Annotated in this window: 19 protein-coding genes and 1 pseudogene; 10 read left to right on the top strand and 10 right to left on the bottom strand. The window is 70.6% G+C overall.

Going from position 1 to position 22,529, the window contains the following annotated elements; translation table 11 throughout:
* The first annotated feature begins 101 nt into the window (after positions 1-101).
* The 4 genes from dnaK (at position 102) to Bequi_RS00610 (ending at position 4,383) form a co-directional block, all read left to right on the top strand.
* On the top strand, positions 102-1,958 hold the full coding sequence (dnaK, locus tag Bequi_RS00625) for a molecular chaperone DnaK (protein WP_249736060.1): 1,857 nt from the start codon (positions 102-104) through the stop codon (positions 1,956-1,958).
* Positions 1,958-2,665 (top strand): nucleotide exchange factor GrpE, encoded by a 708-nt coding sequence (locus tag Bequi_RS00620; RefSeq protein ID WP_249736059.1) that lies wholly within the window; start codon positions 1,958-1,960, stop codon positions 2,663-2,665. Before dnaK ends, Bequi_RS00620 begins: the two co-directional genes overlap by 1 nt.
* A 134-nt stretch (positions 2,666-2,799) precedes the next feature.
* Entirely contained in the window at positions 2,800-3,813 is a 1,014-nt protein-coding gene (locus Bequi_RS00615) for a DnaJ C-terminal domain-containing protein (protein ID WP_249736058.1), read from the top strand.
* Between the two features lie 123 nt (positions 3,814-3,936).
* Complete coding sequence (locus Bequi_RS00610) at positions 3,937-4,383, top strand: heat shock protein transcriptional repressor HspR (RefSeq protein ID WP_249736057.1); 447 nt, start codon at positions 3,937-3,939, stop codon at positions 4,381-4,383.
* Positions 4,384-4,385: 2 nt separating this feature from the next.
* Here the strand turns inward: Bequi_RS00610 and Bequi_RS00605 are convergent, their stop codons facing one another.
* The 3 genes from Bequi_RS00605 to Bequi_RS00595 all read right to left on the bottom strand — a co-directional run bounded on the left by Bequi_RS00605 (position 4,386) and on the right by Bequi_RS00595 (position 7,519).
* Positions 4,386-5,495: a glycosyltransferase family 4 protein gene (locus Bequi_RS00605; RefSeq protein WP_249736056.1), complete on the bottom strand. Its 1,110-nt coding sequence runs from the start codon at positions 5,493-5,495 to the stop codon at positions 4,386-4,388.
* A gap of 5 nt (positions 5,496-5,500) precedes the next feature.
* Complete coding sequence (locus Bequi_RS00600) at positions 5,501-6,745, bottom strand: glycosyltransferase (RefSeq protein ID WP_249736055.1); 1,245 nt, start codon at positions 6,743-6,745, stop codon at positions 5,501-5,503.
* Between the two features lie 243 nt (positions 6,746-6,988).
* The gene (locus Bequi_RS00595) at positions 6,989-7,519 is read right to left on the bottom strand and encodes a YbhB/YbcL family Raf kinase inhibitor-like protein (RefSeq protein ID WP_249736054.1); all 531 of its coding nucleotides are present in this window, start codon (positions 7,517-7,519) and stop codon (positions 6,989-6,991) included.
* A 73-nt stretch (positions 7,520-7,592) separates the two neighbouring features.
* Between Bequi_RS00595 and Bequi_RS00590 the strand changes: the two genes are divergently transcribed.
* Together Bequi_RS00590 and cuyB are read left to right on the top strand one after the other, a co-directional pair.
* Positions 7,593-8,930 carry a carboxylate--amine ligase gene (locus Bequi_RS00590; RefSeq protein ID WP_249736053.1) on the top strand — a complete coding sequence of 446 codons (1,338 nt, stop codon included), beginning with the start codon at positions 7,593-7,595 and terminating at the stop codon, positions 8,928-8,930.
* Positions 8,927-9,679, top strand: a complete 753-nt coding sequence (gene cuyB, locus Bequi_RS00585) for a cysteate racemase (RefSeq protein ID WP_249736052.1) — start codon at positions 8,927-8,929, stop codon at positions 9,677-9,679. The genes Bequi_RS00590 and cuyB overlap by 4 nt, the downstream gene beginning before the upstream one ends.
* A 63-nt stretch (positions 9,680-9,742) precedes the next feature.
* Here cuyB and Bequi_RS00580 read toward each other — a convergent pair whose 3' ends face one another.
* The 5 genes from Bequi_RS00580 to Bequi_RS00560 all read right to left on the bottom strand — a co-directional run bounded on the left by Bequi_RS00580 (position 9,743) and on the right by Bequi_RS00560 (position 17,002).
* Positions 9,743-10,990 carry a carboxylate--amine ligase gene (locus Bequi_RS00580; protein WP_249736051.1) on the bottom strand — a complete coding sequence of 416 codons (1,248 nt, stop codon included), beginning with the start codon at positions 10,988-10,990 and terminating at the stop codon, positions 9,743-9,745.
* Between the two features lie 55 nt (positions 10,991-11,045).
* Positions 11,046-12,761, bottom strand: a complete 1,716-nt coding sequence (locus Bequi_RS00575) for a glycoside hydrolase family 13 protein (protein ID WP_249736050.1) — start codon at positions 12,759-12,761, stop codon at positions 11,046-11,048.
* Between the two features lie 300 nt (positions 12,762-13,061).
* Positions 13,062-13,985: a sugar ABC transporter permease gene (locus Bequi_RS00570; RefSeq protein ID WP_249736049.1), complete on the bottom strand. Its 924-nt coding sequence runs from the start codon at positions 13,983-13,985 to the stop codon at positions 13,062-13,064.
* Positions 13,986-14,003: 18 nt separating this feature from the next.
* Positions 14,004-15,581, bottom strand: a complete 1,578-nt coding sequence (locus tag Bequi_RS00565) for an ABC transporter permease subunit (RefSeq protein WP_249736048.1) — start codon at positions 15,579-15,581, stop codon at positions 14,004-14,006.
* Between the two features lie 143 nt (positions 15,582-15,724).
* On the bottom strand, positions 15,725-17,002 hold the full coding sequence (locus Bequi_RS00560) for a sugar ABC transporter substrate-binding protein (RefSeq protein ID WP_249736047.1): 1,278 nt from the start codon (positions 17,000-17,002) through the stop codon (positions 15,725-15,727).
* A 127-nt stretch (positions 17,003-17,129) separates the two neighbouring features.
* On the opposite strand from Bequi_RS00560, the gene Bequi_RS00555 reads away from it, so the two are divergent.
* Complete coding sequence (locus tag Bequi_RS00555) at positions 17,130-18,161, top strand: LacI family DNA-binding transcriptional regulator (protein WP_249736046.1); 1,032 nt, start codon at positions 17,130-17,132, stop codon at positions 18,159-18,161.
* A complete protein-coding gene (gene trpS / locus Bequi_RS00550; protein ID WP_249736045.1) occupies positions 18,158-19,255 on the top strand; it encodes a tryptophan--tRNA ligase in 1,098 nt (365 codons plus the stop codon). Before Bequi_RS00555 ends, trpS begins: the two co-directional genes overlap by 4 nt.
* Before the next feature lie 90 nt (positions 19,256-19,345).
* Here the strand turns inward: trpS and Bequi_RS00545 are convergent.
* Together Bequi_RS00545 and Bequi_RS00540 are read right to left on the bottom strand one after the other, a co-directional pair.
* Positions 19,346-20,269 (bottom strand): annotated as a pseudogene (locus tag Bequi_RS00545) (DUF5129 domain-containing protein); the annotation flags it as partial.
* Between the two features lie 12 nt (positions 20,270-20,281).
* The gene (locus Bequi_RS00540) at positions 20,282-20,854 is read right to left on the bottom strand and encodes a DUF5129 domain-containing protein (RefSeq protein WP_249736044.1); all 573 of its coding nucleotides are present in this window, start codon (positions 20,852-20,854) and stop codon (positions 20,282-20,284) included.
* A 133-nt stretch (positions 20,855-20,987) separates the two neighbouring features.
* Here Bequi_RS00540 and cysK point away from each other — a divergent pair, with 133 nt between their 5' ends.
* Both cysK and epsC read left to right on the top strand, forming a co-directional pair.
* Entirely contained in the window at positions 20,988-21,917 is a 930-nt protein-coding gene (cysK, locus tag Bequi_RS00535; protein ID WP_249736043.1) for a cysteine synthase A, read from the top strand.
* Position 21,918: 1 nt separating this feature from the next.
* A complete protein-coding gene (gene epsC / locus Bequi_RS00530) occupies positions 21,919-22,503 on the top strand; it encodes a serine O-acetyltransferase EpsC (RefSeq protein ID WP_249736042.1) in 585 nt (194 codons plus the stop codon).
* Positions 22,504-22,529 lie beyond the last annotated feature (26 nt).

Genomic DNA, 22,529 nt, shown 5'->3' with positions numbered 1-22,529 from the left:
GCGGGATGGGCGAGCGAGCGGCTCAGAATCCACGGAAGCACGCGCGGCACCCGCCGCGGTATCCAGACCGCGGCCCGGCCGCAGCAGAAAGGCAGGCACCCATGTCTCGAGTCGTCGGAATCGACCTCGGAACCACCAACTCGTGCGTCGCCGTCATGGAGGGCGGCCAGCCCACCGTGATCGCGAACGCGGAAGGTCTGCGCACCACCCCCTCGATCGTCGCCTTCTCCAAGCAGGGCGAGGTCCTGGTCGGCGAGCCCGCCAAGCGCCAGGCCGTCACCAACGTCGATCGCACCATCGCCTCGGTCAAGCGCCACATGGGCACCGACTGGACGCAGGAGATCGACGACAAGAAGTACACCCCGCAGGAGATCTCGGCCCGCACCCTCGGCAAGCTCAAGCGCGACGCTGAGGCATACCTCGGCGAGACCGTCACCGGCGCCGTGATCACCGTCCCCGCCTACTTCTCGGACTCCGAGCGCCAGGCCACCAAGGAGGCCGGCCAGATCGCCGGCATGGACGTCCTGCGCATCATCAACGAGCCCACCGCCGCTGCTCTCGCCTACGGGCTGGAGAAGGGCAAGGACGGCGAGCAGATCCTGGTCTTCGACCTCGGCGGCGGCACCTTCGACGTCTCCCTGCTGACCGTCTCCAAGGACGAGGAGGGCTCGACCATCCAGGTCGAGGCCACCGCCGGCGACAACCGCCTCGGCGGCGACGACTGGGATCAGAAGATCGTCGACTGGCTGATCCAGCAGGTCAAGAACAAGGACGGCGTGGACCTCTCTAAGGACCGCATCGCCATGCAGCGCCTCAAGGAGGCTGCGGAGCAGGCCAAGAAGGAGCTCTCCAGCGCCGCCAGCACCACGATCTCCCTGCAGTACCTCTCCATGACGGAGAACGGCCCGCTGCACCTCGACGAGAAGCTCACCCGCTCCGCGTTCGAGGAGATGACCAAGGATCTGCTCGAGCGCACCAAGGCGCCGTTCCACCAGGTCATCAAGGACTCGGGCCTGAAGGTCTCCGACATCGACCACGTGATCCTCGTGGGCGGCTCGACCCGCATGCCCGCGGTGTCCGAGGTCGTCAAGGAGCTCAGCGGCAAGGAGCCCAACAAGGGCGTCAACCCCGATGAGGTCGTCGCCGTCGGCGCCGCTCTCCAGGCCTCCATCATCCAGGGCGACCGCAAGGACGTGCTGCTGATGGACGTCACCCCCCTGAGCCTCGGCATCGAGACCAAGGGCGGCGTGATGACCAAGCTCATCGAGCGCAACGCGGCCATCCCGACCCGTGCGTCCGAGGTGTTCTCCACGGCCGATGACAACCAGCCGTCGGTCGCGATCCAGGTCTTCCAGGGCGAGCGCGAGTTCACCCGCGACAACAAGCTGCTCGGCACCTTCGAGCTCTCGGGCATCGCTCCCGCCCCGCGCGGCCTGCCGCAGATCGAGGTCACCTTCGACATCGACTCCAACGGCATCGTCCACGTGACTGCGAAGGACCGCGGCACGGGCACGGAGCAGTCCATCCAGATCTCGGGCGGCTCGGCGCTGTCGAAGGACGACATCGACCGCATGGTGAAGGACGCCGAGGCCCACGCGGCCGAGGACGCCGAGCGCCGCAAGAACGCCGACGCCCGCAACACCCTCGAGCAGCTCGTCTACCAGGGCGAGAAGCTCCTTAAGGACAACGGCGACAAGGTCCAGGACGCTGACCGCACCATGGCCGAGGACGCGATCAAGGAGGCCAAGGAGACCCTCGCGAACGAGGGCGCCGAGACCTCCGAGCTCGAGTCGAAGCGCGATGCGCTGAACGAGGCCCTGCAGGCCGTCGGCACCGCGATCTACTCGCAGGCCGAGGGTGCCGAGGGCGCTCCCGCCGACGGTGAGCAGCCCGCAGGCGCCGACGAGGACGTCGTCGACGCCGAGATCGTGGACGACGAGGACGAGGAGACCAAGTGATGAGCGAGAACCAGAGCATTCCCGATCCCGAGCACCGCGAGGGCCAGGAGCAGGGCGAGCCGCGGTTCTCGTTCACCGACAAGCGCAAGGTCGATCCGACTGACGGCACCGCCCGCCAGTCGGCCGACCCGGCGGCGGGCGAGCAGCCCGCCGCCGGCGCCCCCGGCGCCGCGCAGGATCCGATCGACGCCGAAGCGGCCGCGCTCTACGAGCAGGCGGCCACGACGGAGGCCGGTTCCCAGAGCGACCGCGTCGCGGATTCCCAGAGCGACCGCGTCGCGGAGCTCGAGGGCCAGGTCGCGGAGCTGAACGAGGAGCTCAAGCGCAGCCAGGCGGAGTACGTCAACTCCCGCCGACGGATCGAGGCCTCTGCCCAGGCGCAGACCCAGGCCGCGATCGGGAAGGTGCTCTCGAGCCTCATCCCGGCGCTGGACGACATCGAGCTGGGGCGGCAGCACGGCGACATCGCCGAGGGCACCCCGTTCTACTCGATCGCCCAGAAGATCGAGGAGACCCTCGCATCCCAGGGCCTGACGCGCTACGGCGCTGCAGGCGATGTGTTCGACCCGAATCTCCACGAGGCGCTCCTGCACGAGGCCTCGGAGGACGTCGAGACGAACACGATCAAGATGGTCATGCAGCCCGGCTACATGCTGAACGACCGCGTGCTGCGGCCGGCGCGTGTGGCCACCTACGGCCCGCAGTGACCGCATCCGCACCGGATCGCCCGCCAGCGATCCGGTCGCGGTGAACGACCCGGGCCGGTGCGGCATCGCCGCGCCGGCCCGGCCCATAGGGCGGCGATGCCGCCCCGCATCAACGCTTCGGAAGGAGGCGCAGGATGTCCCAGCAGGATTGGCTCGACAAGGACTTCTACGCAGTTCTCGGCGTCTCGAAGGACGCGGACGCGCAGGCGATCAAGAAGGCGTACCGCAAGAAGGCGCGCGACCTCCATCCGGATCGACACCCCGATGACCCCACCGCCGAGGACCGCTTCAAGCAGGTGGGCGAGGCCTACTCGGTGCTCAACGACCCCGAGCAGCGCAAGCAGTACGACGCGATCCGCGCCATGGGCGCGGGAGGCGCCCGCTTCGCTGCCGGTCCCGGCGGCGCCGGCGGGGGAGCCGGGTTCGAGGATCTGTTCGGCTCGATGTTCAGCGGCGGCGGCTCCCGCGGGGGCTTCGGCGGCGGAGGGTTCAGCGGCTCCGGCGCCTCCGGCGTGAACATCGAGGACCTCATGGGCATGTTCGGCCAGGGCGGCGGATTCCCCGGCGGCGCCGGGGGCCAGGCGGGCTTCCGCGGCGCGGCACCGGGCGAGGACATCTCCGCCCGCACCCGGATCGGATTCCGCGACGCCGCCCAGGGCACCGAGGTGACCCTCGACGTGGGCGGCCGACGCGTCACCGCCCGCATCCCCGCCGGGGTGAAGGACGGCCAGAAGATCCGCCTGCGCGGCAAGGGCCGCCCCGGTCAGGGCGGAGCCCCCGCCGGGGATCTCCTCCTCACCCTCGACGTCACCCCCCACCCCGTGTGGACGGCCGACGGCGCCGACCTGCGCATCACCGTGCCCGTGAGCTTCGACGAGGCGGTGCTCGGCACGCGCCTGCAGGTCCCGCTGCTCGACGGCGGCACCGTGACCGTGAAGGTGCCTGCGGGCACCCCGGCCGGGCGCAGCCTGCGCGTCAAGGGCAAGGGCCTGAAGACCGCCAAGCGCACCGGTGATCTGCTAGTGCAGATCCAGGTCGCCGTCCCCAGTCATGTCGAGGGCGATGCGAAGAAGGCCGTGGAGGACCTCCGAGAGGCTCTCGCCGGCGAGGATCCCCGAGCGGGCCTCGCGGAGGCCGCTTCGCGCTGAACGTCACGGGCCGTGCGGATCCCCTCCGCATGGCCCGCACCCGCACCGGCCGCCTCCAGGGCGGCCGGCAGCATTCGGAAGACCCCGTGAGACCTCGAGCGAGCTCGAGAGGAGAGAACCCCGATGCCGTCCTCCGCCCCCCGATTCGATGACCGCGCCCCCGTGTTCGTGATCTCCGTGGCGGCGGAGCTCGCGGGCATGCACCCCCAGACCCTGCGCCAGTACGACAAGCTCGGACTGGTCTCGCCCGGGCGGACAGCAGGCAGGGGGCGCCGCTACAGCGCGCGCGACGTGGCCAAGCTGCGCGAGGTCCAGAGCCTCTCCCAGGAGGAGGGCATCAATCTCGCGGGCATCAAGCGCATCCTCGAGCTGCAGGAGGACGTCGCCGCCCTGCGCAGCCAGTTGCAGGAGGTGCACGAGACGCTCGCGCAGGCGAGCAGCCAGCGCGGCCGCGTCTTCTCCGCCGACCGCAACGGCCAGGTCAGCGCCCTGCGACGCGGGGAGCGCCCCGCTCGCACCGCGGGGGGCGCTCTCGTGCTGTGGCGCCCCGGCCGGAGCGCCCGCAGCTGACCTCAGCGCGAGCGCGCCGTGACGCCGCTGGCGTCGTAGATCTCCTGCAGGCGCTGTGCGACCGGCCGCATGTCGACTTCCTCCGCTGCCCGCCGGCCCGCGTTGCGCAGGTCGGCGAGCTCCCCGTCCAGGAGCGCCTGCAGGCGCGCAGAGATCACGGACGCCGCCGCGAGCAGGTGCTCGCGCGCGAACGGTGCACCGGAGCTGACGTCCTTCGCCCGGGGCACCGGCACCTTGTGGACGACCTCGCCGTCGGGCAGCCAGTCCCCATAGATCGGGATGTCTGCGAGCAGGGTCGGCGCCCCGCAGGACAGCGCCTCGAGCAGCACGATCCCCTCGGTCTCCTCCTTCGTGAGGAAGCAGAAGGCATCGGCCCCGCTGTAGGCCTCGCGCAGCACCTCGCGCGAGACGTAGCCGGGGAACAGGGCGTTCGGCGGCGCCGCCGCGACCTCCGCGGCGACCTCCGCGGTGATCAGCCGCGGATCGGTGCGGCCGTACCAGAGGAAGGTCACGTGCGGCATCGCGCGCGCCGTCTCGACCCACTCGAGGATGCCCTTGCGGACCATCAGCAGCCCCACGCACATCACCACCGGGGTCCGAAGCGGGAGTCCGAACCTCTCGCGCAGCACGGCGCGCGCCCCGGGACGGGGGCTGAAGAACGCGGTGTCGACGCCGTTGGAGAGCACATGGATCGGCTGGCGGATCCCATAGCGGCGATCCGAGATCAGCGTGCGCGCGTACTCGGTGGGGGTGATCACCGCATCCCCGCGGCGGTAGATCGCCGCGATCCAGCGGCGGAACCACGGAGCCAGGCGGTTCGCGCCCGTGAACGAATCGCGGAAATCGTCTTCGGTGGAGTGGGCCCACACCAGGATCGGTCGCCGCCGCAGATGCGCGAGCGCAGCGAGCAGCGGCGTATCCGGGAAGGGCGTGTTCAGGTGCACCGCATCGAAGGGGCCGAAGGGATTGGTGACGACCTGATGGCCGAGGGAGGAGACGGCGCGCTGCTGGTGGCGGATCGCCTCGCCGATGCCGGACTGCGTGGCCAGTCGCGCCATTCCGCGCGGGATCAGCACGCGCAGCGGGCGCGGCGAAGGGGGAGCCGTCGCCATCGCGCTCAGATCCCGAGGAGCTGGCGGGAGCGCAGATCCGGGATCCGCCGTCGGCGCCGCGCATCGTCGTAGACGTCCAGCACGCGCGTGCCGAACGCTTCGGCGCCGCACGTCGCCCGGGCGTGCTCGGCGGCGCGCGCGGCCATCTGCTCGAGAGCCGCGTCGTCGCCGAGCATCTGGTCCAGCCGCGCGATGAACTCCGCGGAGGACTCGACCATGTGACCGGTGCGCCCCTCGAGGACGACCGCAGCGATTGAGGGGTCGCGATAGCACAGCAGGGGCAGTCCGCTCGCGAGCGCCTCGATGAACGTGAGCCCCTGCGTCTCGGAGAGCGAGGCGCTGACGAAGACATCTCCCGCGCGATACCAGCGGGGGACGTCCCGGGGATCGACCGTGCCGACGAAGCGCACGTGCTCGCCGATGCCGAGCCGCGCCGCCTGCGCTTCGAGCTGCTCGCGATGCGGACCGTCGCCCACGAGCACGAGGACGGCGTCCTCGCGGCGGGCCGCGGCGACGTCCGCGATCACCCGCTCGAGATTCTTCTCCTTGGCCAGGCGGCACACCGACAGCAGGACCTTCTGCTGCGGGGCGATCCCGAGGGACATCCGCAGCGCGGCGGCCTCTGCGCCCTCCTCCGGCGTCATCGCGGGCCGGAAGCGGTCCAGCTCGAGGCCCGTGGGGATCACGTGCACCGGGCGGTGCACGTGATAGCTGTGCAGGAGCGAGGCGACCTTTGCGGTGGGCGCGATGACGGCGTCGGTGCGCTCGAGGACGTGGCGTGAGAAGCCCGCCACCGCCTTCCTCCCCATGGTGCGGCTCGGGGAGTAGTAGTGCGTGTAGTCCTCGTAGATCGTGTGGTACGTATGCACGAGGGGGATGTCGAGCTCGCGGGCGATGCGGCGCGCCCACACGTGTGTGGTGAACTCGCAGTGCGAGTGGATGACATCGGGGCCCCAGCGCAGGATCGCGGAGAGGATGCGCTTCTGCAGGATCGTGCCCACGCGGGCATGGTCGTAGATCATCGAGGCAGAGATCGAGCCCAGGCGGTACACCCGGCCGCTCGCGGTGGAGCGCATCCCCGCGCTGAGTGTCAGCACGCGCACATCGCAGCCCAGCAGCTCCAGCTGGCGGCGCAGAGTCATCACCGAGGCCACGACGCCGTTGACGGCCGGCTCCCACCAGTCGGTGGTCAGGAGAACCTTGAGGGGAGCGGCGCCGGAACCGGCGCGGCGGCGGTCGATCATGTCCATGGGGCCAGCCTTGCCGCGTCGGGGCCGGGTGCCATCAGCCCAGGGTCGCTGAGGCATCCGCCGGAAGTCGGATGCGGACTCAGGGTCGCGCTGCGGGACGTCATGCCCCCGACTGTAGGGCGCGCGCCCAGCCCCCACAACGCACCACGCGAAGTGTTCACAACCTGGTCCGCAGATGCACGAGATCTGCACCGCATGCGGGCGTGCGGCGCCGCCCCGCAGAGCAGGCGGGCCGAGGTGCCCTCACGCCGGGGCGCGGTACGTCGCGGTGATGCTGGCGCTCGCAAGCTGCTGGGTGACGATCGCGAAGCGCGCCTGCACGTGCGGCGCGCTCGGGTCGATGCCGAGGGTCTCGACGGGGAGCGCGTGGACCGTGAAGACATAGCGGTGCGCGGGACCCTCCGGCGGGTTCGGACCGTCGTAGCCGGGGCGACCGAAGTCGTTGACGGCCTGGAGCATCCCGGAGGCCTCGCGCTCCGCTCCCGGTGGCAGGCCCGAGGCGTCGGCAGGGATGTCCCACGCGATCCAGTGCCAGAAGCCGGAGCCCGTGGGGGCGTCAGGGTCGTAGCAGGTCACGGCGAAGCTGCGGGTGCCCTTCGGGGCACCGCTCCAGCGCAGGTCGGGTGAGAGCGAGGGGCCGCCCTGCTCCGGCGAGAGCTGGGCGTGCTCGAGGATCGAGCCGTCGGGCGCCGCATCGGAGCTGAGGGCGAAGACGGCCGGCGAGCTCGCGTCTGCGAGGACTGAGGGTCCGTTCTGGGGTGCGCTCTGGTTCATGCGTCCCACGCTAGGGGAACTCCCGGGCGAGCGCTCCCATGGACGGCCCAGGACCCTCGATACACTGGCGCGCATGGTTCGATCTCCCCTCGCCGCTGCGCCAGCGTTCACCCCCGTCGTCGTCGGCGGGGACATCGGGGCCTACTCCCTGGCTCGCGCCTTCCACGAGGCCTACGGGATCTCCACCGTGGTGGTCTCGCGCCTGCAGGGCTGGGTCATCAGCCGGTCGGCGTTCATCGAGAACGTCCCGTGCGCAGATCCCTTCGATGCCGAGAAGCTCGCCCCGGCGCTGCTCGCAGTCGCCGAGCGCGTCCCCGAGGGCAGGCTCCTCCTGCTGGGATCGGCCGACGCGACCGTCAAGCCGATCATCCGGGTGCGCGACGAGCTCGCGGCGCTCGACGACCGCTGGATCGTGCCCTACGTGGACATGCCGACCTTCCGCGCCGCGACCGAGAAGCAGAACTTCACCGAGCTGTGCGAGCGCCTGGGCATCGACCATCCCCGCACGCGCGTGGTCGATCTGGCCGAGGAGGTTCCCGATGACCTGGACATCCCCTTCGCCTTCCCCGTCATCGCCAAGCCCGCCGAGGTCTCCGAGTGGAAGCGCATCAGCTTCACCGGCAAGAACAAGGTGCACACGGTGCCCTCGCGCGCGGCGCTGCTGCGCCTGCTGCGCACGGTGCGATCGGCGGGCTATCGCCAGAGCATCATCGTCCAGGACCGCATTCCTGGCGATGACCAGAACATGCGCATCCTGACCTGCTACTGCGACAGCGACTCGACAGTGCGCTTCGCCTCCTACGGCCGCACTCTGCTGGAGGAGCACGGACCCGGGGCCATCGGCAATCCCGCCGCGATCATCTCGAGCGTCGATCCCGAGGTGGTCGCACAGGCGCAGCGCCTGTGCAGCGCGCTCGGCTGGACCGGCTACGCGAACTTCGACCTCAAGTTCGATCCCCGGGACGGGCGCACGAAGTTCTTCGAGCTCAACCCGCGCCTGGGCCGCTCGAACTACTACGTCACCGCCGCGGGGCACAACCCCGTGACCTGGTACGTCGACGAGCACCTGCGCGATGCCCTGCCGACTGCCGGCCCGGGCTCGGGCATCGGCGAGGACGGCATCCTCCAGGACCAGCCCGAGGTGCTCTACACGGTCGTGCCCGTCGCGCTCGTGCGGCGCTACACGACGCTGCCCGATGCGAAGGCGCAGCTGCGCCGGGTGCTCGCCGCGGGCGCGGTGAAGAACCCGCTGATCTACCGCGGTGTGGAGAAGGATCCCAAGCGCTGGGCGTATATCGTCGCGGCGATGGTCAACTACGTGCGCAAGTTCCAGCGCTACTACCGCCCGCGCACGGTCGGCCGCGTCTGCCGCGCCGAGGCGAAGCTGTCCCGCAGGGCTTCCGCCTCGTGAGCCAGGGCGGTCGCCTGCACCCCGGGGACTGGGCGCATCCCGTCGTCGGAGTCCTCGGAGGGCTCGGCCCCGCGGCAACCGCCGTGTTCCTCGACGTGCTCGTGCGGGCGACCCTCGCCGGCAGCGACCAGGAGCATCTCGATCTGCTGGTCTCCCAGCACTCCTCCACCCCCGATCGCACTCGCGGAATCCTCGATCACGGCGCGCCGGATCCGGGGCCGGTCATCGCGCGAGATGCGGTGATGCTCGAGCGGGCCGGGGTCGATCTGCTGGTGCTGCCGTGCAACACGGCTCACCACTATGCGCGGCAGGTCGAAGCGGCCACGAGCGTCCCCTTCGTCAGCATCGTCGAGGCGACCGTCCGCGAGGCGGCCCGCCGCACGGGCGACCGCCCGGTCGCGATCTTCGCGACCGAGGGCAACATCCGCGCGCGTGTCTATCAGGACGCCCTCGAGGCCGCCGGTCTCCAGGCATTGGTTCCCGATGAGGCGCTCCAGGGCGACGTCAACCGGATCATCTACGACATGGTCAAGGCCGGCCGGCCTGTAGACCTGCGGCTGTTCGACGAGTCCGTCGATATCGCGATCGCCCGCGGCGCGGGGACGGTGGTGCTCGGGTGCACCGAGCTCTCGGTCGTGTACGACCAGCACGGCTACCGCTCCGACCCCCGCATGGTGGACTCGCTGACCGAGCTCGCCCGGGCGACGGTCACCGCCGCCGGGCGCGAGCTCAGCCCTCTCTTCACCTGATCAGCCCTCGGCAAGGCTGGCGGGATTCTTCAGGCGCGGCTGCTCGGTCGCGAGATTCTGTGCTCAGAACCCCGTCTCGGTCGGACGCGGGTAGTGCTTGAGGAACTTGCGCACATGGTTCAGAGCGACCGCGCGCGCGTAGGCGCGCATCCACAGGCCTTCGCGCGGGTAGTCCCAGGGGTTCACGGTGCCGCGGCGGGCGACGGAGCGCACCCAGCGCCGGCGCTCGGGATCGGTCACGTACCGCAGCAGCAGCGGGAGCGGGAGGATCGAGTACAGGATCTCCTGCACGCCGACGACCGGCGCGATCGAGCGGCCGTGCAGGGCGTCCTCGACGAGGAAGCGGGCGATGTTCGCCCCGCCGCCGGTGACGTAGTAGTTGTTCCGGCCCATGCGCGGGTTGACCTCGAGGAAGCGCTGCGAGCCGTCCCGCGGGTCCACCTTGATGTCGAAGTTCGCGAAGCCGCGGTAGTCGGATGCCTCGAGGATCGCCCGCGCCTGCGCGAACTGCTCGGGCAGATCCATCGTGATCATCGCGGCAGGGCGGCCCAGCGCATCAGGCGTGTGCTCCTCGAGCAGCACCTGCGCGCCGCACATGAGCGTCACCATGCCCGTTCCATCCCGGTAGGCGGTGATCGACCGCATCGAGGTGTCGTCGCCGGGGATGAGCTCCTGCACGACGAAGCGGTTCTCGAATCCGGCCCCGTGCAGGCGGGCGATCAGGTCATCGAGCTCGGCAGGGGAGGAGAGGAAGTAGATCTTCTGCTTGCCCGGCATCGAGATGATGCGGTGCGGGTGGGACTGCGCGGGCTTCGCGACGACCGGATAGTCGAAGGGGAGCTCGGGCAGGGAGGGGCGCTGCCCGCCGCGGAAGTCGAGGATCTCCGTGGCGGGGGTCGCAATGCCGTGCTCGGTGCAGATCCGGGCGAACTCGGCCTTGTCCGAGAGCTCCTCGACGGTCGCGTGGTCCGGGAACCGGAACGTGTACAGCGCCGAGAGCTCCTCGACGTTGCGCGCGATGAACTCGACGTCCCCATCGCTGTTGCACAGCAGCAGGGCCGACCGGTCCGCGGGCCGGGCGGCGGCGAGCTCGCGCAGCGCCTCGAGCCGGGCCTCCTCGGTGCTCTCGGGGAGCACATGGGGGGTGCAGGTGATCGAGCGCCGCATCGGCTCCGGAGGGTTCACGGAGACGACCGTGGAGACCACCCCGTACTCCTCGTGAAATGCCCGGGTCAGAGCGTAGATGCCCAGGCCGGCGCCGAGGATGACGACGTCGAAGGGGGAGTCGGGACTGTGCTCGGTGGTGTTCATCGTGTCCTCTTCAAAGCGGAGGGGGCGGAGGGCGGCGTCACTCTATCGGCTGGGCTCAGGCGCGGGAGGGGCTCTGGAGCCAGATCGTGGACTCCGCCGGCACGGCTCCCTCGCCCTCGGCAGAGGCCACCAGCACGCGCAGGTCTGCACCCAGGCCGAGCCCGGCGAGCGGGACGTCCTGATCGGTGGTGTTCACCACGACCACGACGCCGGCGTGGCGCAGCGCCAGGATCCCCTCGGGGACGTCCTCCACGAACTCGATGCCCTCGGCGTGGCGGCCGAGGCCCAGCTCGCGGCGCAGGTGCAGAGCGCTCCGGTAGAGCTCCAGGGTCGAGCCCTCGACGCCGCGCTGGGCGTCCTCCGCGAGCGCGCCGAAGACCTCCGGCTGCGGCAGCCAGCTCTTCCCCGAGGGGGAGAAGCCGAACGCGGGGGCGTCCTGCTCCCAGGGCAGAGGCACACGGCAGCCGTCGCGGCCGGGGCCGCCGCCGCGCAGGAACGACGGGTCCTCGCGCAGCTCGTCGGGGATGTCCGCCACCTCGGGCAGGCCCAGTTCCTCTCCCTGGTAGAGGTAGGCGGAGCCGGGCAGGGCCAGCATCAGCAGGGTCGCGGCGCGAGCGCGGCGCAGACCGAGCTCGACGTCCGGCACCTCCTCGCGTCTGAGGCCCTCGCCGAAGCGGTGCTCCGGCGGGAAGCCGTAGCGCGTGGCGTGGCGGATCACGTCGTGGTTGGAGAGCACCCAGGTGGTCGGCGCGTCGACGGCGTCCGCGAGGGCGAGAGGCTTCTCGATCGCGGCCCGCATGGCGTCCACGCCCCAGCGCGCCTGCAGGAACCCGAAGTTGAACGACTGGTGGGCGACGTCGCGGCCGATGTAGTGCGGCAGGCGGTGCTCAGGGATCCACGCCTCGAGCACCATCATGCGATCGCCCTCGTAGGAGTCGAGGATCGGGCGCCAGCGGCGGTAGATGTCCAGCACGGCGTCGTTGTCGAAGTAGATGGGGGTATCGCCCTCGGGGATGTCGATCAGACCCTCGGCGTTGACCTCGGCGTCCGGCAGCCCCTCGGGCTTGGCCATGCCGTGCGCGACGTCCACGCGGAAGCCGTCGGCCCCGCGGTCCAGCCAGAAGCGCAGCACGCCGTCGAAGAGCTCCTGCACCTTCGGGTTCTCCCAGTTCCAGTCGGGCTGGGTGGTGTCGAAGATGTGGAGGTACCACTGCCCCGGGGTGCCGTCGGCCTCCGTGATGCGGGTCCAGCCCTTGCCGTGGAAGATCGAGGTCCAGTTGTTCGGGGGCAGCTCGCCGCCGGCGCCCTTGCCGTCGCGGAAGATGTACATGTCGCGCTCGGGGGAGCCGGGGCCGGCCGCGAGCGCCTCCTGGAACAGCACATGCTCGCTCGAGGAGTGGTTCGGGACGATGTCCACCAGCACCTTCAGGCCGAGCTCATGGGCGCGGGCGATGAGCGCGTCGGCGTCGGCGAGGGTGCCGAAGCGAGGATCGACATCGAGGTAGTCGGCCACGTCGTAGCCGCCGTCGTTCTGCGGCGAGGTGTAGAACGGCGAGAGCCACACGGCGTCCACGCCGAGGTCCTTCAGGTAGGGCAGGCGCGCGATGACGCCGGGCAGGTCGCCCATGCCGTCGCCGTCGGAGTCCGCGAAGGAGCGGGGGTAGACCTGGTAGACGACGGCGTCGCGCCACCACTCCTGGCCATGGGGCTCGCCGCTGCCGGCCGCAGGCTGGCCGGGAGCGGGGGAGGGGGACGATGCAGTGCGGGTCATGGGTTCCTCTCGGGGATGTGCGGCGGGAGGCGGTGCCGGTGGGGCGTCCTGCCTCGGTGCTCGGTCTCCGGGACGCGCGCAGGCGCGCTGAGCAGGGGGTCGGGAGGCCGATGCGTCCCACCAGGCTATCGAGTGCGCGGCGGGCGCGGCAGGGCCGGAGGGAGTGAGGAGTCCGACGCTTCTCGCTCCCGCTCCCGCCCCCGATCCGGGCGCGCGGCGGCGCCCCGTGCAGCCGCGAGCGCCCCGCCGTCCGCGGGTGCGGAGGGCGGGGCGCTGGGACTCGGAGGAGGCGCTGAGGGGTCAGCCCTTGACGGCGCCGGCCGTCGAGCCGCCCACGATGAAGCGCTGCAGGAACTGGTACAGGATGATCACGGGGACCATGATCATCACCGAGCCCGCGGCGAAGACACCGAGGTTGTTCGAGCGGTCGCCCGAGAGCAGGGTGTACATCCCGACCGCGAGCGTCTTCGAGTCGTTGCTGGTGAGGAAGATCGAGCCGAGCAGGAACTCGCTCATCACGCCGACCAGGGAGATGAGCAGCGTCGTCGCCAGGATCGGGGTGAGGGTGGGCAGCAGGATCTTCGAGAAGACCTGCCAGTGCGTGCAGCCGTCGATGATCGCGGCTTCGTCGAGCTCCTTGGGGACGGTGTCGAAGAAGCCCTTGATCAGCCACACCTGGCCGAGGGATCCGCCCAGCAGCACGATGATGTAGCCCGGCAGCGAGTCCAGGCCGAACAGCGGCACCGCCTGGCCGAGGCCCGAGATCATCGTGTAGATCGCGATCATCGAGAGGATCGCGGGGAACATCATGACCAGCAGCAGGCTGAGCATGCCCATGCGCCGGCCCGCGAAGCGGAAGCGGCTGAAGGCATAGGCCGCGAGCGTCGAGAGCAGGACCTGCACGATCGAGACCGCGGCGCACACGATGATCGTGTTCAGGTACCACCGCAGGAACGGCCCGCGCTCCCCGGCGAGGAGCGTGCGGTAGTGGTCCAGGCTGAAGCTGGTGGGGATCAGCGAGGTGCTGGAGACGGTGCCCAGCGGGTTCACCGACGCCGACAGGATGTAGATGATCGGGAACGCGGCGAAGGCGACGGCCAGCAGTCCGACGATGTGGCGCCACCCGATCTCGGCCATCCAGCGCCCGAAGGGCATGCGGCGGTCGGCGGGATCAGCGGCGGACGGCGTCGAGGCGACGGCGGGTGCGGAAGTCGAATGCGACATGGTGTGTTCCTCGGTCTCTCAGTTGACGTCTTCGAGGACGCTCGTGAAGCGGAACTGCAGGGCGGCGATGACGCCCGTCAGCACGAACAGGGCGACGGAGACGGCCGAGGCGAAGCCGAAATCGGCTCCCGAGCCGCCGAAGGCGATGCGGTAGATCATCGAGATGAGGATGTCCGTCCCGCCGCGGGTGTACTCGCCGGCGGGGAACGGGCCGCCCTCGGTGAGTAGCTGGATCGCGTTGAAGTTGTTGAAGTTGAAGGCGAACGAGGCCACCAGCAGCGGGGAGACCGCCACCAGGAGCAGGGGCATCACCACGCGCATCGTCGTCTGCAGTCGGCTCGCGCCGTCGATCTTCGCGGCCTCCATGACATCGCCCGGAAGCGCCTGCAGCGCACCCGTGCACACGATGAACATGTAGGGGAAGCCCATCCACAGGTTCGTCAGCAGCACGGCCGCCTTCGCCCAGGTCGGGTCGCCCAGCCAGTTGATGTGCAGGTGGAGCACCTGGTTGATGAGGCCGAAGTCGCGGTTGTAGAAGTTCGACCACATGAGGATCGCGATGAATGCGGGGATCGCGTAGGGCATGAGCAGCACGGAGCGGTAGAAGCGGCGGCTCTTCATGCGCTCGTCGTTCAGCACGAGCGCGAGGGCGAAGCCCACCAGGAACGTGCTGAGCACCGAGCCCGCGGCGAACACGAGCGTCCAGCCGAAGGCCTTGAGGAACTGGCCGGCGATCTTGCCGTCGGTGAACAGGCGCATGTAGTTCGCGCCGCCGACGCCCTGGAGCCAGGACTGGGGGAGGCGGTTGCCGGCCTCGTCCACGAAGTAGTCGGTGTTCCCGACCTTCTGCACGGTGTAGACCGCGCCCGAGGTGGTGTTGGTGAAGGTGTCGGCCTCTTCGTCGTACACCATGGTCGCGGTGCCCTCGAAGGCCTGGTTCGCCGTCAGCATGCGGATGGCGCTGTCCTCGTCGACCTTGACGGAGACCTGCTGGATCTCGCGGCCCGCAGCGTTGATCTGCGGCATGGTGAGGATCGTGAAGCCCTGCGCCTCGGTGACGCGGCCGCCTTCGACGGTGACATCGCCTGCGGGGACGGGCGTGAGGTCCTGCTCGAGGCTGCCCTGGTAGACCTTCTGGTCCTCGGGATCCACGAGGAAGAAGGTGTAGGGGCCCGCGGCGGGATCCCCGGCGGTGGCCACGGAGAGCCCGTAGCGCGGGGAGTCCGGCGCCTGCTGGACCGAGTTGCCCATGATCGCGGAGACGGCCTGCTCCTTGGAGCCGCGGGTGCCGTCGCCGAAGTTCGTGAAGGAGTACGCGAAGGTCAGCACGATCGGAGCGATCAGGAAGACCACCAGGAAGAACGTGCCGGGGAAGATGTACTTGCCCGGGATGAACCGCTTGGTCGTGTAGAGGACGAAGATCCCGATCGCGGCGAACAGGACGACCGCCACCCACAGCCACTGCTGGAGCGCGATGAGTGCCGGGATGATCCAGATGGCGATGGCGAGGGTGGCTCCGAGCAGGAGGACCTTGCCGAGGATGGTGGGGATCGACGAGGAGCGCGAACGATGCGCGGGCGCCTGGGTCGTGGTCATGGCGACGGTGCCTTTCAGGGGTGCAGTCCTGCTGCGGGGTGACGCGAGGGAGGGATGCGGCGATGCCAGGGGAGGCCCAGCGTGCTGCGCCTCCCCTGGCATCGCTCACCAGGCGGATGCGGGGCCGGGGCCCCGCGGCCGGGTCACTTGATCTGCGAGGAGATCTCCGTGCCGGCCGACTCCATGGTGGACTTCGGGTCGGCGCCGCCGACGATGCTCGCCTGCGCCTTGCCCAGCGGGCCCCAGATCGCGGCCATCGCGGGGATGGACGGCATGGGCTCCGCGGCGTTCGCGAGCTCGGCCACGCGCACCAGCTCGGGGTACTCGGGAGCCAGCTTCTGCTGCAGGGCGAGCGAGACCGGCGGGCGCTGGTCCTCGGGGAACATCTCCTCGACGATGGTGTCGGAGGTGGCGATCTCGTTGACGAAGGTCTGCGCGTTGACCGCGTTCTTGCTCTGCGAGGCGACGTAGAAGCCGTTGACGCCGGCGAAGGGGACCGCCGGGTTCATGCCCTCGAAGCCGGGGATCGCGGACATCGCGAAGTCGATGCCGGCCTTCTTGATGTCGGCGAGGGCCCAGGGGCCCGAGATCAGGTAGGCGGCCTTGCCGTCGGTGAACAGCGAGATGGAGTTGTCGGTGCTGATGGAGGTCGAGAGGATTCCCTGCGCGCCGAGCTCCTTCATCTTCTCGCCTGCGGCGATGGAGCCCTCCTTGCCCACGCCGACGTCCTGCGGGTTCAGGCCGCCCTCGGCGTTCTTGCCGAAGAGGTAGCCGCCGGCGGAGGTGTAGATGCCCTCCATGTGGTAGGCGTCGCCCTGCTCGCCGACGGGGAGGGAGAGCACGTGCTCCGCGCCCTTCGCGCCGCCGGCTGCGATGAGCTCCTCGATCGTGGCGGGCTCGGCGACGTCGGTCAGCGCCTTGTTCACGAAGAGCACGAGGGTCTCGACCGCGTACGGGGCGCCGTAGGTCTGGCCGTCGTAGGTCATCGCGGACAGGGCGATGGGAGCGAGCTTCTCGCTCGCATCGGCGGGCAGCTGCACGGGGGAGATGGCGCTGTTCTGGACCAGGTTCCCGATCCAGTCGTGCGCGGCGATGATGAGGTCCGGGCCGTTGCCGGCCTGGTTGGCGGTGATGAAGTTCGCCTGGAGGTCCTCGCCCGGAACGGTCTGGACGGCGACGGTGAGGCCGTTGGCCTCGCCCCACTTCTCGGCGGGGCCCTTGATGGCGGGGGCCTTCTCGTCATCGCACCAGATGACGAGGCCGGCGTTGGGGTCGACCGCGGGAGCGCCGCTGGCGCCGCCGTCGGACGCGCCGGAGCCGGCGGTCGTGCTGGTGGAGTCGCTGTCGCCGCAGGCGGCGAGCAGGGCGGCGGAGGCGCCGGCGGCGCCGAGTGCGAGGAAGGACTTGCGACGGATGAGCACCGTGTTCTCCTTTGAATGGCGGGTATGCAGGCGGCATCGCAGCCTCCTGGTAAGCAGATCCTAGGTGAACTCCCGGTGACATGCAAGAATGGCGCAAGTTCTTGCACGGCATCGACGAGGAGGTCCGATGGGGCGCACCAGGCTGCTCGACATCGCCCGGCAGGTAGGGGTGAGCGAGGCGACCGTCTCGCGCGTGCTCAACGACCGCAACGGTGTGAGCGAGAAGACGCGCTCCGCGGTGCTCGAGGCCGCGCGCCGCCTCGGGCGCCTGGCGCCGCAGATGCCTGCTCTGAGCGTCGGCCGCTCCGTGGGCGTGGTGGTCCCGGATCTGGAGAACCCGATCTTCGCGCAGTGGCTCGAGCGCATCGAGGCCCACGCGTTCGAGGCCGATGCCACCGTACAGGTCGCCATGCGCGTGCGCACTCGGGACCGGGAGCGCGCCGCCGTGGACCGCTTCCTCCAGGCCGGGGCGAGCGGAATCATCATGGTCTCCGGCTTCCACGCCTACGCGCAGGATCCGCCGCAGCACTACCGCGACCTCATCGCCGCGGGCGTCCCTCTGGTCCTGGTCAACGGCGTGCGCGAGGGGCTCGACGCCGCCTTCATCTCCACCGACGACTCCGACGCCATCGACGCCGCCGTGCGCCATCTGCGCGAGCTCGGGCACCGGCGCATCGGCCTGGCGGTGGGGGACGAGCACACCTGGCCCGTGCGCGCGAAGATCGCCGCCTTCGAGCGCTCGGGGAGCGCGGAGAGGGCGGGGGATCGGCCGATCGCGTTCACGGACTTCTCCCGGGCCGGGGGCTACGAAGCAGCCGGCGAGCTCGTGCGCCGCGGGGCCACCGCCATCGTCTGCGGGTCCGACGTCATGGCGACGGGCGTGCTCGAGGGCGCCCGCGCCGCCGGACTGCGCGTGCCCGGCGATCTCTCGGTGGTCGGATACGACGACATCCCGCAGGCCTCGATGACCACTCCGCCTCTCACCACCATCCGCCAGGACCTGGACGCGATGGCGCGCGCAGCCGTGCGCGCCGCCCTCGGGGGCGGGGACCGCAGCCGCCGGCCCGTGCGCACCGAGCTGGTGGTGCGGCCTCAGCTGGTGGTCCGGGGAAGCACGGGCGCGGCGCCCGGGAGCAGGGCCGATACGATGGCGCGGTGACTGCGAACGAGCCCGCCCCCACCGACGCCTCCTCCGCCCGCGACACCTACGGGGTCGCCCAGCGCCGCAGCGACGCGCTATGGGAGAAGATCGCGAAGGACCCCTCGGGCCTGCGCATGCTCACGGGCGACCGACCGACCGGGGCCCTGCACATCGGCCACTACTTCGGCTCGCTGCGCAACCGCGTGCGCCTGCAGGATGCGGGCGTCGAGTCCTGGGTGCTGGTGGCGGACTACCAGGTCATCACCGACCGTGAGGTCATCGGCGACATCCAGGGATCGGTGCGCGAGCTGCTCACGGACTACCTCGCCGTCGGCATCGACCCCGATCGCGCCACGATCTTCACGCACTCCGCGGTGCCCGCGCTGAACCAGCTACTGCTGCCCTTCCTCTCGCTCGTCACCCAGCCCGAGCTCGAGCGCAACCCCACCGTGAAGGCGGAGCTCGCCGCGGCCGGGAAGTCCGCGATGGGCGGGCTCATGCTCACCTATCCCGTGCACCAGGCCGCCGACATCCTCTTCTGCCACGGCAACCTCGTGCCCGTGGGCAAGGACCAGCTCCCGCACATCGAGCAGACGCGCGTGATCGCGCGCCGCTTCAACGAGCGCTACGCGGGCGGCGAGGAGTACTTCCCCGAGCCCGATGCCCTCCTCTCTGAGGCGCCGACGATCCTCGGCCTCGACGGCGGGCACAAGATGAGCAAGTCCCTCGGCAATACCGTGATGCTGCGGATGAGCGCCGATGAGACCGCGAAGAAGATCCGCAAGGCGAAGACGGACTCCGAGCGCACCATCACCTTCGACCCGGAGGGCCGGCCCGAGGTTGCGAACCTGCTGACGATCGCGGGACTGTGCACCGGCCGCGCCCCGGAGGAGATCGCCGCGGAGATCGGCGATGCGGGCTCCGGCACGCTCAAGGTCATGACCGCCGAGGTGCTCAACGACCACCTCGCCCCGATCCGTGCGCGCCGCGCGGAGCTCGAGAAGGACCCCGGCTACCTGCTGTCGGTCCTGCGCGCGGGCAACGAGCGCGCGAATGCGGTGGCCGACGAGACCCTCGCGCACGTCCGCGAGGTCATGGGGATGGTCTACTGACCGCAGGGGACTGCCGGGCCGACCGCGGCCCAGCATGATCCCGGCATGATCACGGACGCGGGAGACTGGATCTGACGGGACCGGCGCTGATCAGGAATCGTCCCCGTCGCCCCAGGTCGGCGTCCGCCGGCGGTCCTCGCGCACAGCGCGCTCGAGCGCGGCGTTGCACGCTTCGATGCGTGCGATCAGGTCGAAGCTGATGCCGGTGTCGTCCTGCGAGGGCTCCGCCCAGCGCGGCGCCGGCCGGACGGCTCCGGGGAAGGCGTCAGCGAACCCCTCGGCTCCGCGGGTCTCGTCCAGGATATTGCTCCTTGCGCCGGTCCCCTCAGTGCGCACCCGGCTCCCCTCCGCGGCGTGGGCCGCGCGCTGGAGCTGCTCGGTCAGGGCGTCGAGGCGGGCGGTCGCCGACGCATAGGAGAGGGAGCCCGCGAGGAGCTCCGCATCGAGGCCCTCGAGGTCGCGCCCGATCCGCTCGGACTCCTCGAGCAGGTGGCCGCCCGCTTCGTGCGGCAGCGAGGGGCGCAGGTCGGCGTCGAGCCCCGTGACCGAGCGGAGCGCATCGCGCAGCGGGGCGGTCGTCCTGCGCCATGCCTGCTGCCAACCGCCGCTGCGATGGAAGAGCGCGACGGCATCGGTGATCCGCTCCCGCTCCTCGCGCGCTCGCGTCACCAGGTCCGCGACGAGCCGGGAATCGGCCGCGCCGAGGCCGGGCAGGCCCCAGAGCAGCCCGCGTCGCGCGGGGAGGGACTCGATCATGCTCTGCGCCTCGAGCATCCGGCTGCGGTAGTCCGGTCCCCTGGCGAGATCACGGCTTTCGGGCGCGGCGCCGTCGGGGACTGACGCGAGCGCCTGCTCGACGGCGCTCTGCGCGGCGCGGAGCTTCCCGTATCCCTCCACGGCGGCCTCGACGCGCAGCCGGTTGGCGCGCGCGATCCCGAGCGCGTAGAGGACTCCCGCCAGCGCGGCCAGCAGGGCGGCCGTGGCGATGACCGCGGCGAGGATGACGCGGAACGTCGTCCAGAACGGCTAATCGAGCTTTTCCGCATAGCCCTCGGCGCCGGTCAGCACGGCCTGCTCCCATTCGCCCTGCAGGATGTACGGGAACATCGGGCCGGTGACGAGTATGCGACGATCGTTCCGGTCGAACGCCGCGTCCCCGGCGGCGCAGGCGTCGTAGGCCCGTCCGTTCGGTCCCAGGTTCCGCCGCGAGGCTGAGGGGTCGATCGCGATGATGATGAGGCCGTCGATGTCCTCACCGCCCGGGGGCCACTCGGGGTGCTCCTGCTCGACATAGTGGCCCACGGCCCAGCACAGACCGTCTTCAGACCTCAGATCGGATCCGTATGGTGCGGCGTCGAAGGTGAGCACCTTCAGCTGCACGGGTCTGCGGAAGTCGACGCTCGCGAGCGAGGCGGACAATGCCTCGTCGTCGAGCACGCCGGCTTCGTCAGCGATCTCCACCGTCGGCGGCACTGCGAGGGCGGCGGGCGCCCACGAGACCATCGAGACCATGAGGGCGGCGGTGCACAGGAGGAGCGCGAGGAGAGGCCGCAGACGGAAGATGCCGTCGAACTGTGCGCGGAGCGCAGTGGTCGTCATGCCGCGACCTTATCTGGGCCGATGGCTGCCGCGCAGTGCTGGGCCGTGTCTCGAAGCTGTGCCGCCTCACCGAGGCCTGCCTTATGATGGCCAAAAGCCATGCTTCAGACATGCTCCAGAGAGGACCCCTGAGATGACCGTGTACGACAATGTCTCCCAGCTCGTCGGCCGCACCCCGCTCGTGCGCCTGCACCACCTGGGGGAGGACGTGAAGGCCGACGTCCTCGCCAAGCTCGAGTTCTACAACCCCGCGAACTCCGTCAAGGACCGCATCGGCGTGGCGATGATCGACGCCGCCGAGAAGTCCGGAGACCTGCAGCCCGGCGGCACGATCGTGGAGGCCACCAGCGGGAACACCGGCATCGCCCTGGCGATGATCGGCGCCTCGCGCGGCTACCGCGTGGTGCTCACGATGCCCGAGTCGATGTCCAAGGAGCGCCGCGCCCTGCTGCGGGCCTTCGGAGCGGAGCTCGTGCTCACCGAGGCCGCCGGGGGGATGAAGGGCGCCGTCGAGAAGGCGGCCCAGATCGCTGCCGAGACCGGGGCCGTGCAGGTCAAGCAGTTCGAGAACGAGGCGAACGCGCAGATCCACCGCGAGACCACGGCCGAGGAGATCTGGGCCGACACCGACGGCGGCGTCGACGCGCTCGTCGCAGGCATCGGCACCGGCGGCACGATCACGGGAGTCGGCCAGGTGCTCAAGGAGCGCAAGGACGGGGTGAAGATCTTCGCCGTCGAGCCCGCGGAGTCCGCTATCCTCAACGGCGGCGCCCCCGGCCCCCACAAGATCCAGGGGATCGGCGCGAACTTCGTGCCCGGCGTCCTCGACACCGAGGTCTACGACGAGGTCCTGGACATCGACGCCGAGACGGCCATGGAGCGCGCGCGATCGGTCGCCCGCACCGAGGGCCTGCTCGTCGGCATCTCCTCGGGTGCTGCGATCGAGGCCGCGGCCCGCATCGGCGCGCGCCCCGATCTCGAGGGGAAGACGATCGTGGTGATCGTCCCCTCCTTCGGCGAGCGCTACCTCACCACCCCGCTCTACGCCGAGTACATGGACTGAGATGGCTCTGCTGAACCGCCCGCTCGACGCGCTCGCCGCGGTCCGCGAGGACCTCGCGGCGGCGCGTCGCCGCGATCCGGCCGCGACCTCCGACGTGCAGCTCGCGCTGACCGCCCCCGGACTGCATGCGATCTGGGTGCACCGCGCGGCCCACGCGCTCTGGGGGCGGCGGCGGGGCCGACTGCCCGCCCTGATGCTCGCCCAGGCGGCGCGCGCCGCCACCGGGGTGGAGATCCACCCGGCCGCCCGGATCGGGCGGCGCTTCTTCATCGACCACGGGATGGGCGTGGTGATCGGGGAGACGGCGGAGGTCGGCGATGACGTGATGCTCTACCACGGGGTCACGCTCGGCGGCCGCTCGATGGAGCGCACCAAGCGCCACCCGACGGTGGAGGACGGCGTGGTGATCGGCTCCGGCGCGCGGATCCTCGGGCCCGTGACCATCGGCGAGGGCGCGCAGATCGGCGCGAACGCCGTGGTCGTCAAGGATGTCCCGGCCGATGCGATCGCCGTCGGCATCCCCGCGCGGATCCGCCCGCACGTGGCCCATCCCGATGAGCTGGTGGACCCGGCGATCTGGATCTGATCGCGCCGGATCCGCGGGGCCCGGGA

Source organism: Brachybacterium equifaecis (genome assembly GCF_023509525.1).
Classification (GTDB): domain Bacteria; phylum Actinomycetota; class Actinomycetes; order Actinomycetales; family Dermabacteraceae; genus Brachybacterium; species Brachybacterium equifaecis.
This window is presented reverse-complemented; position numbering and strand designations above follow the sequence as displayed.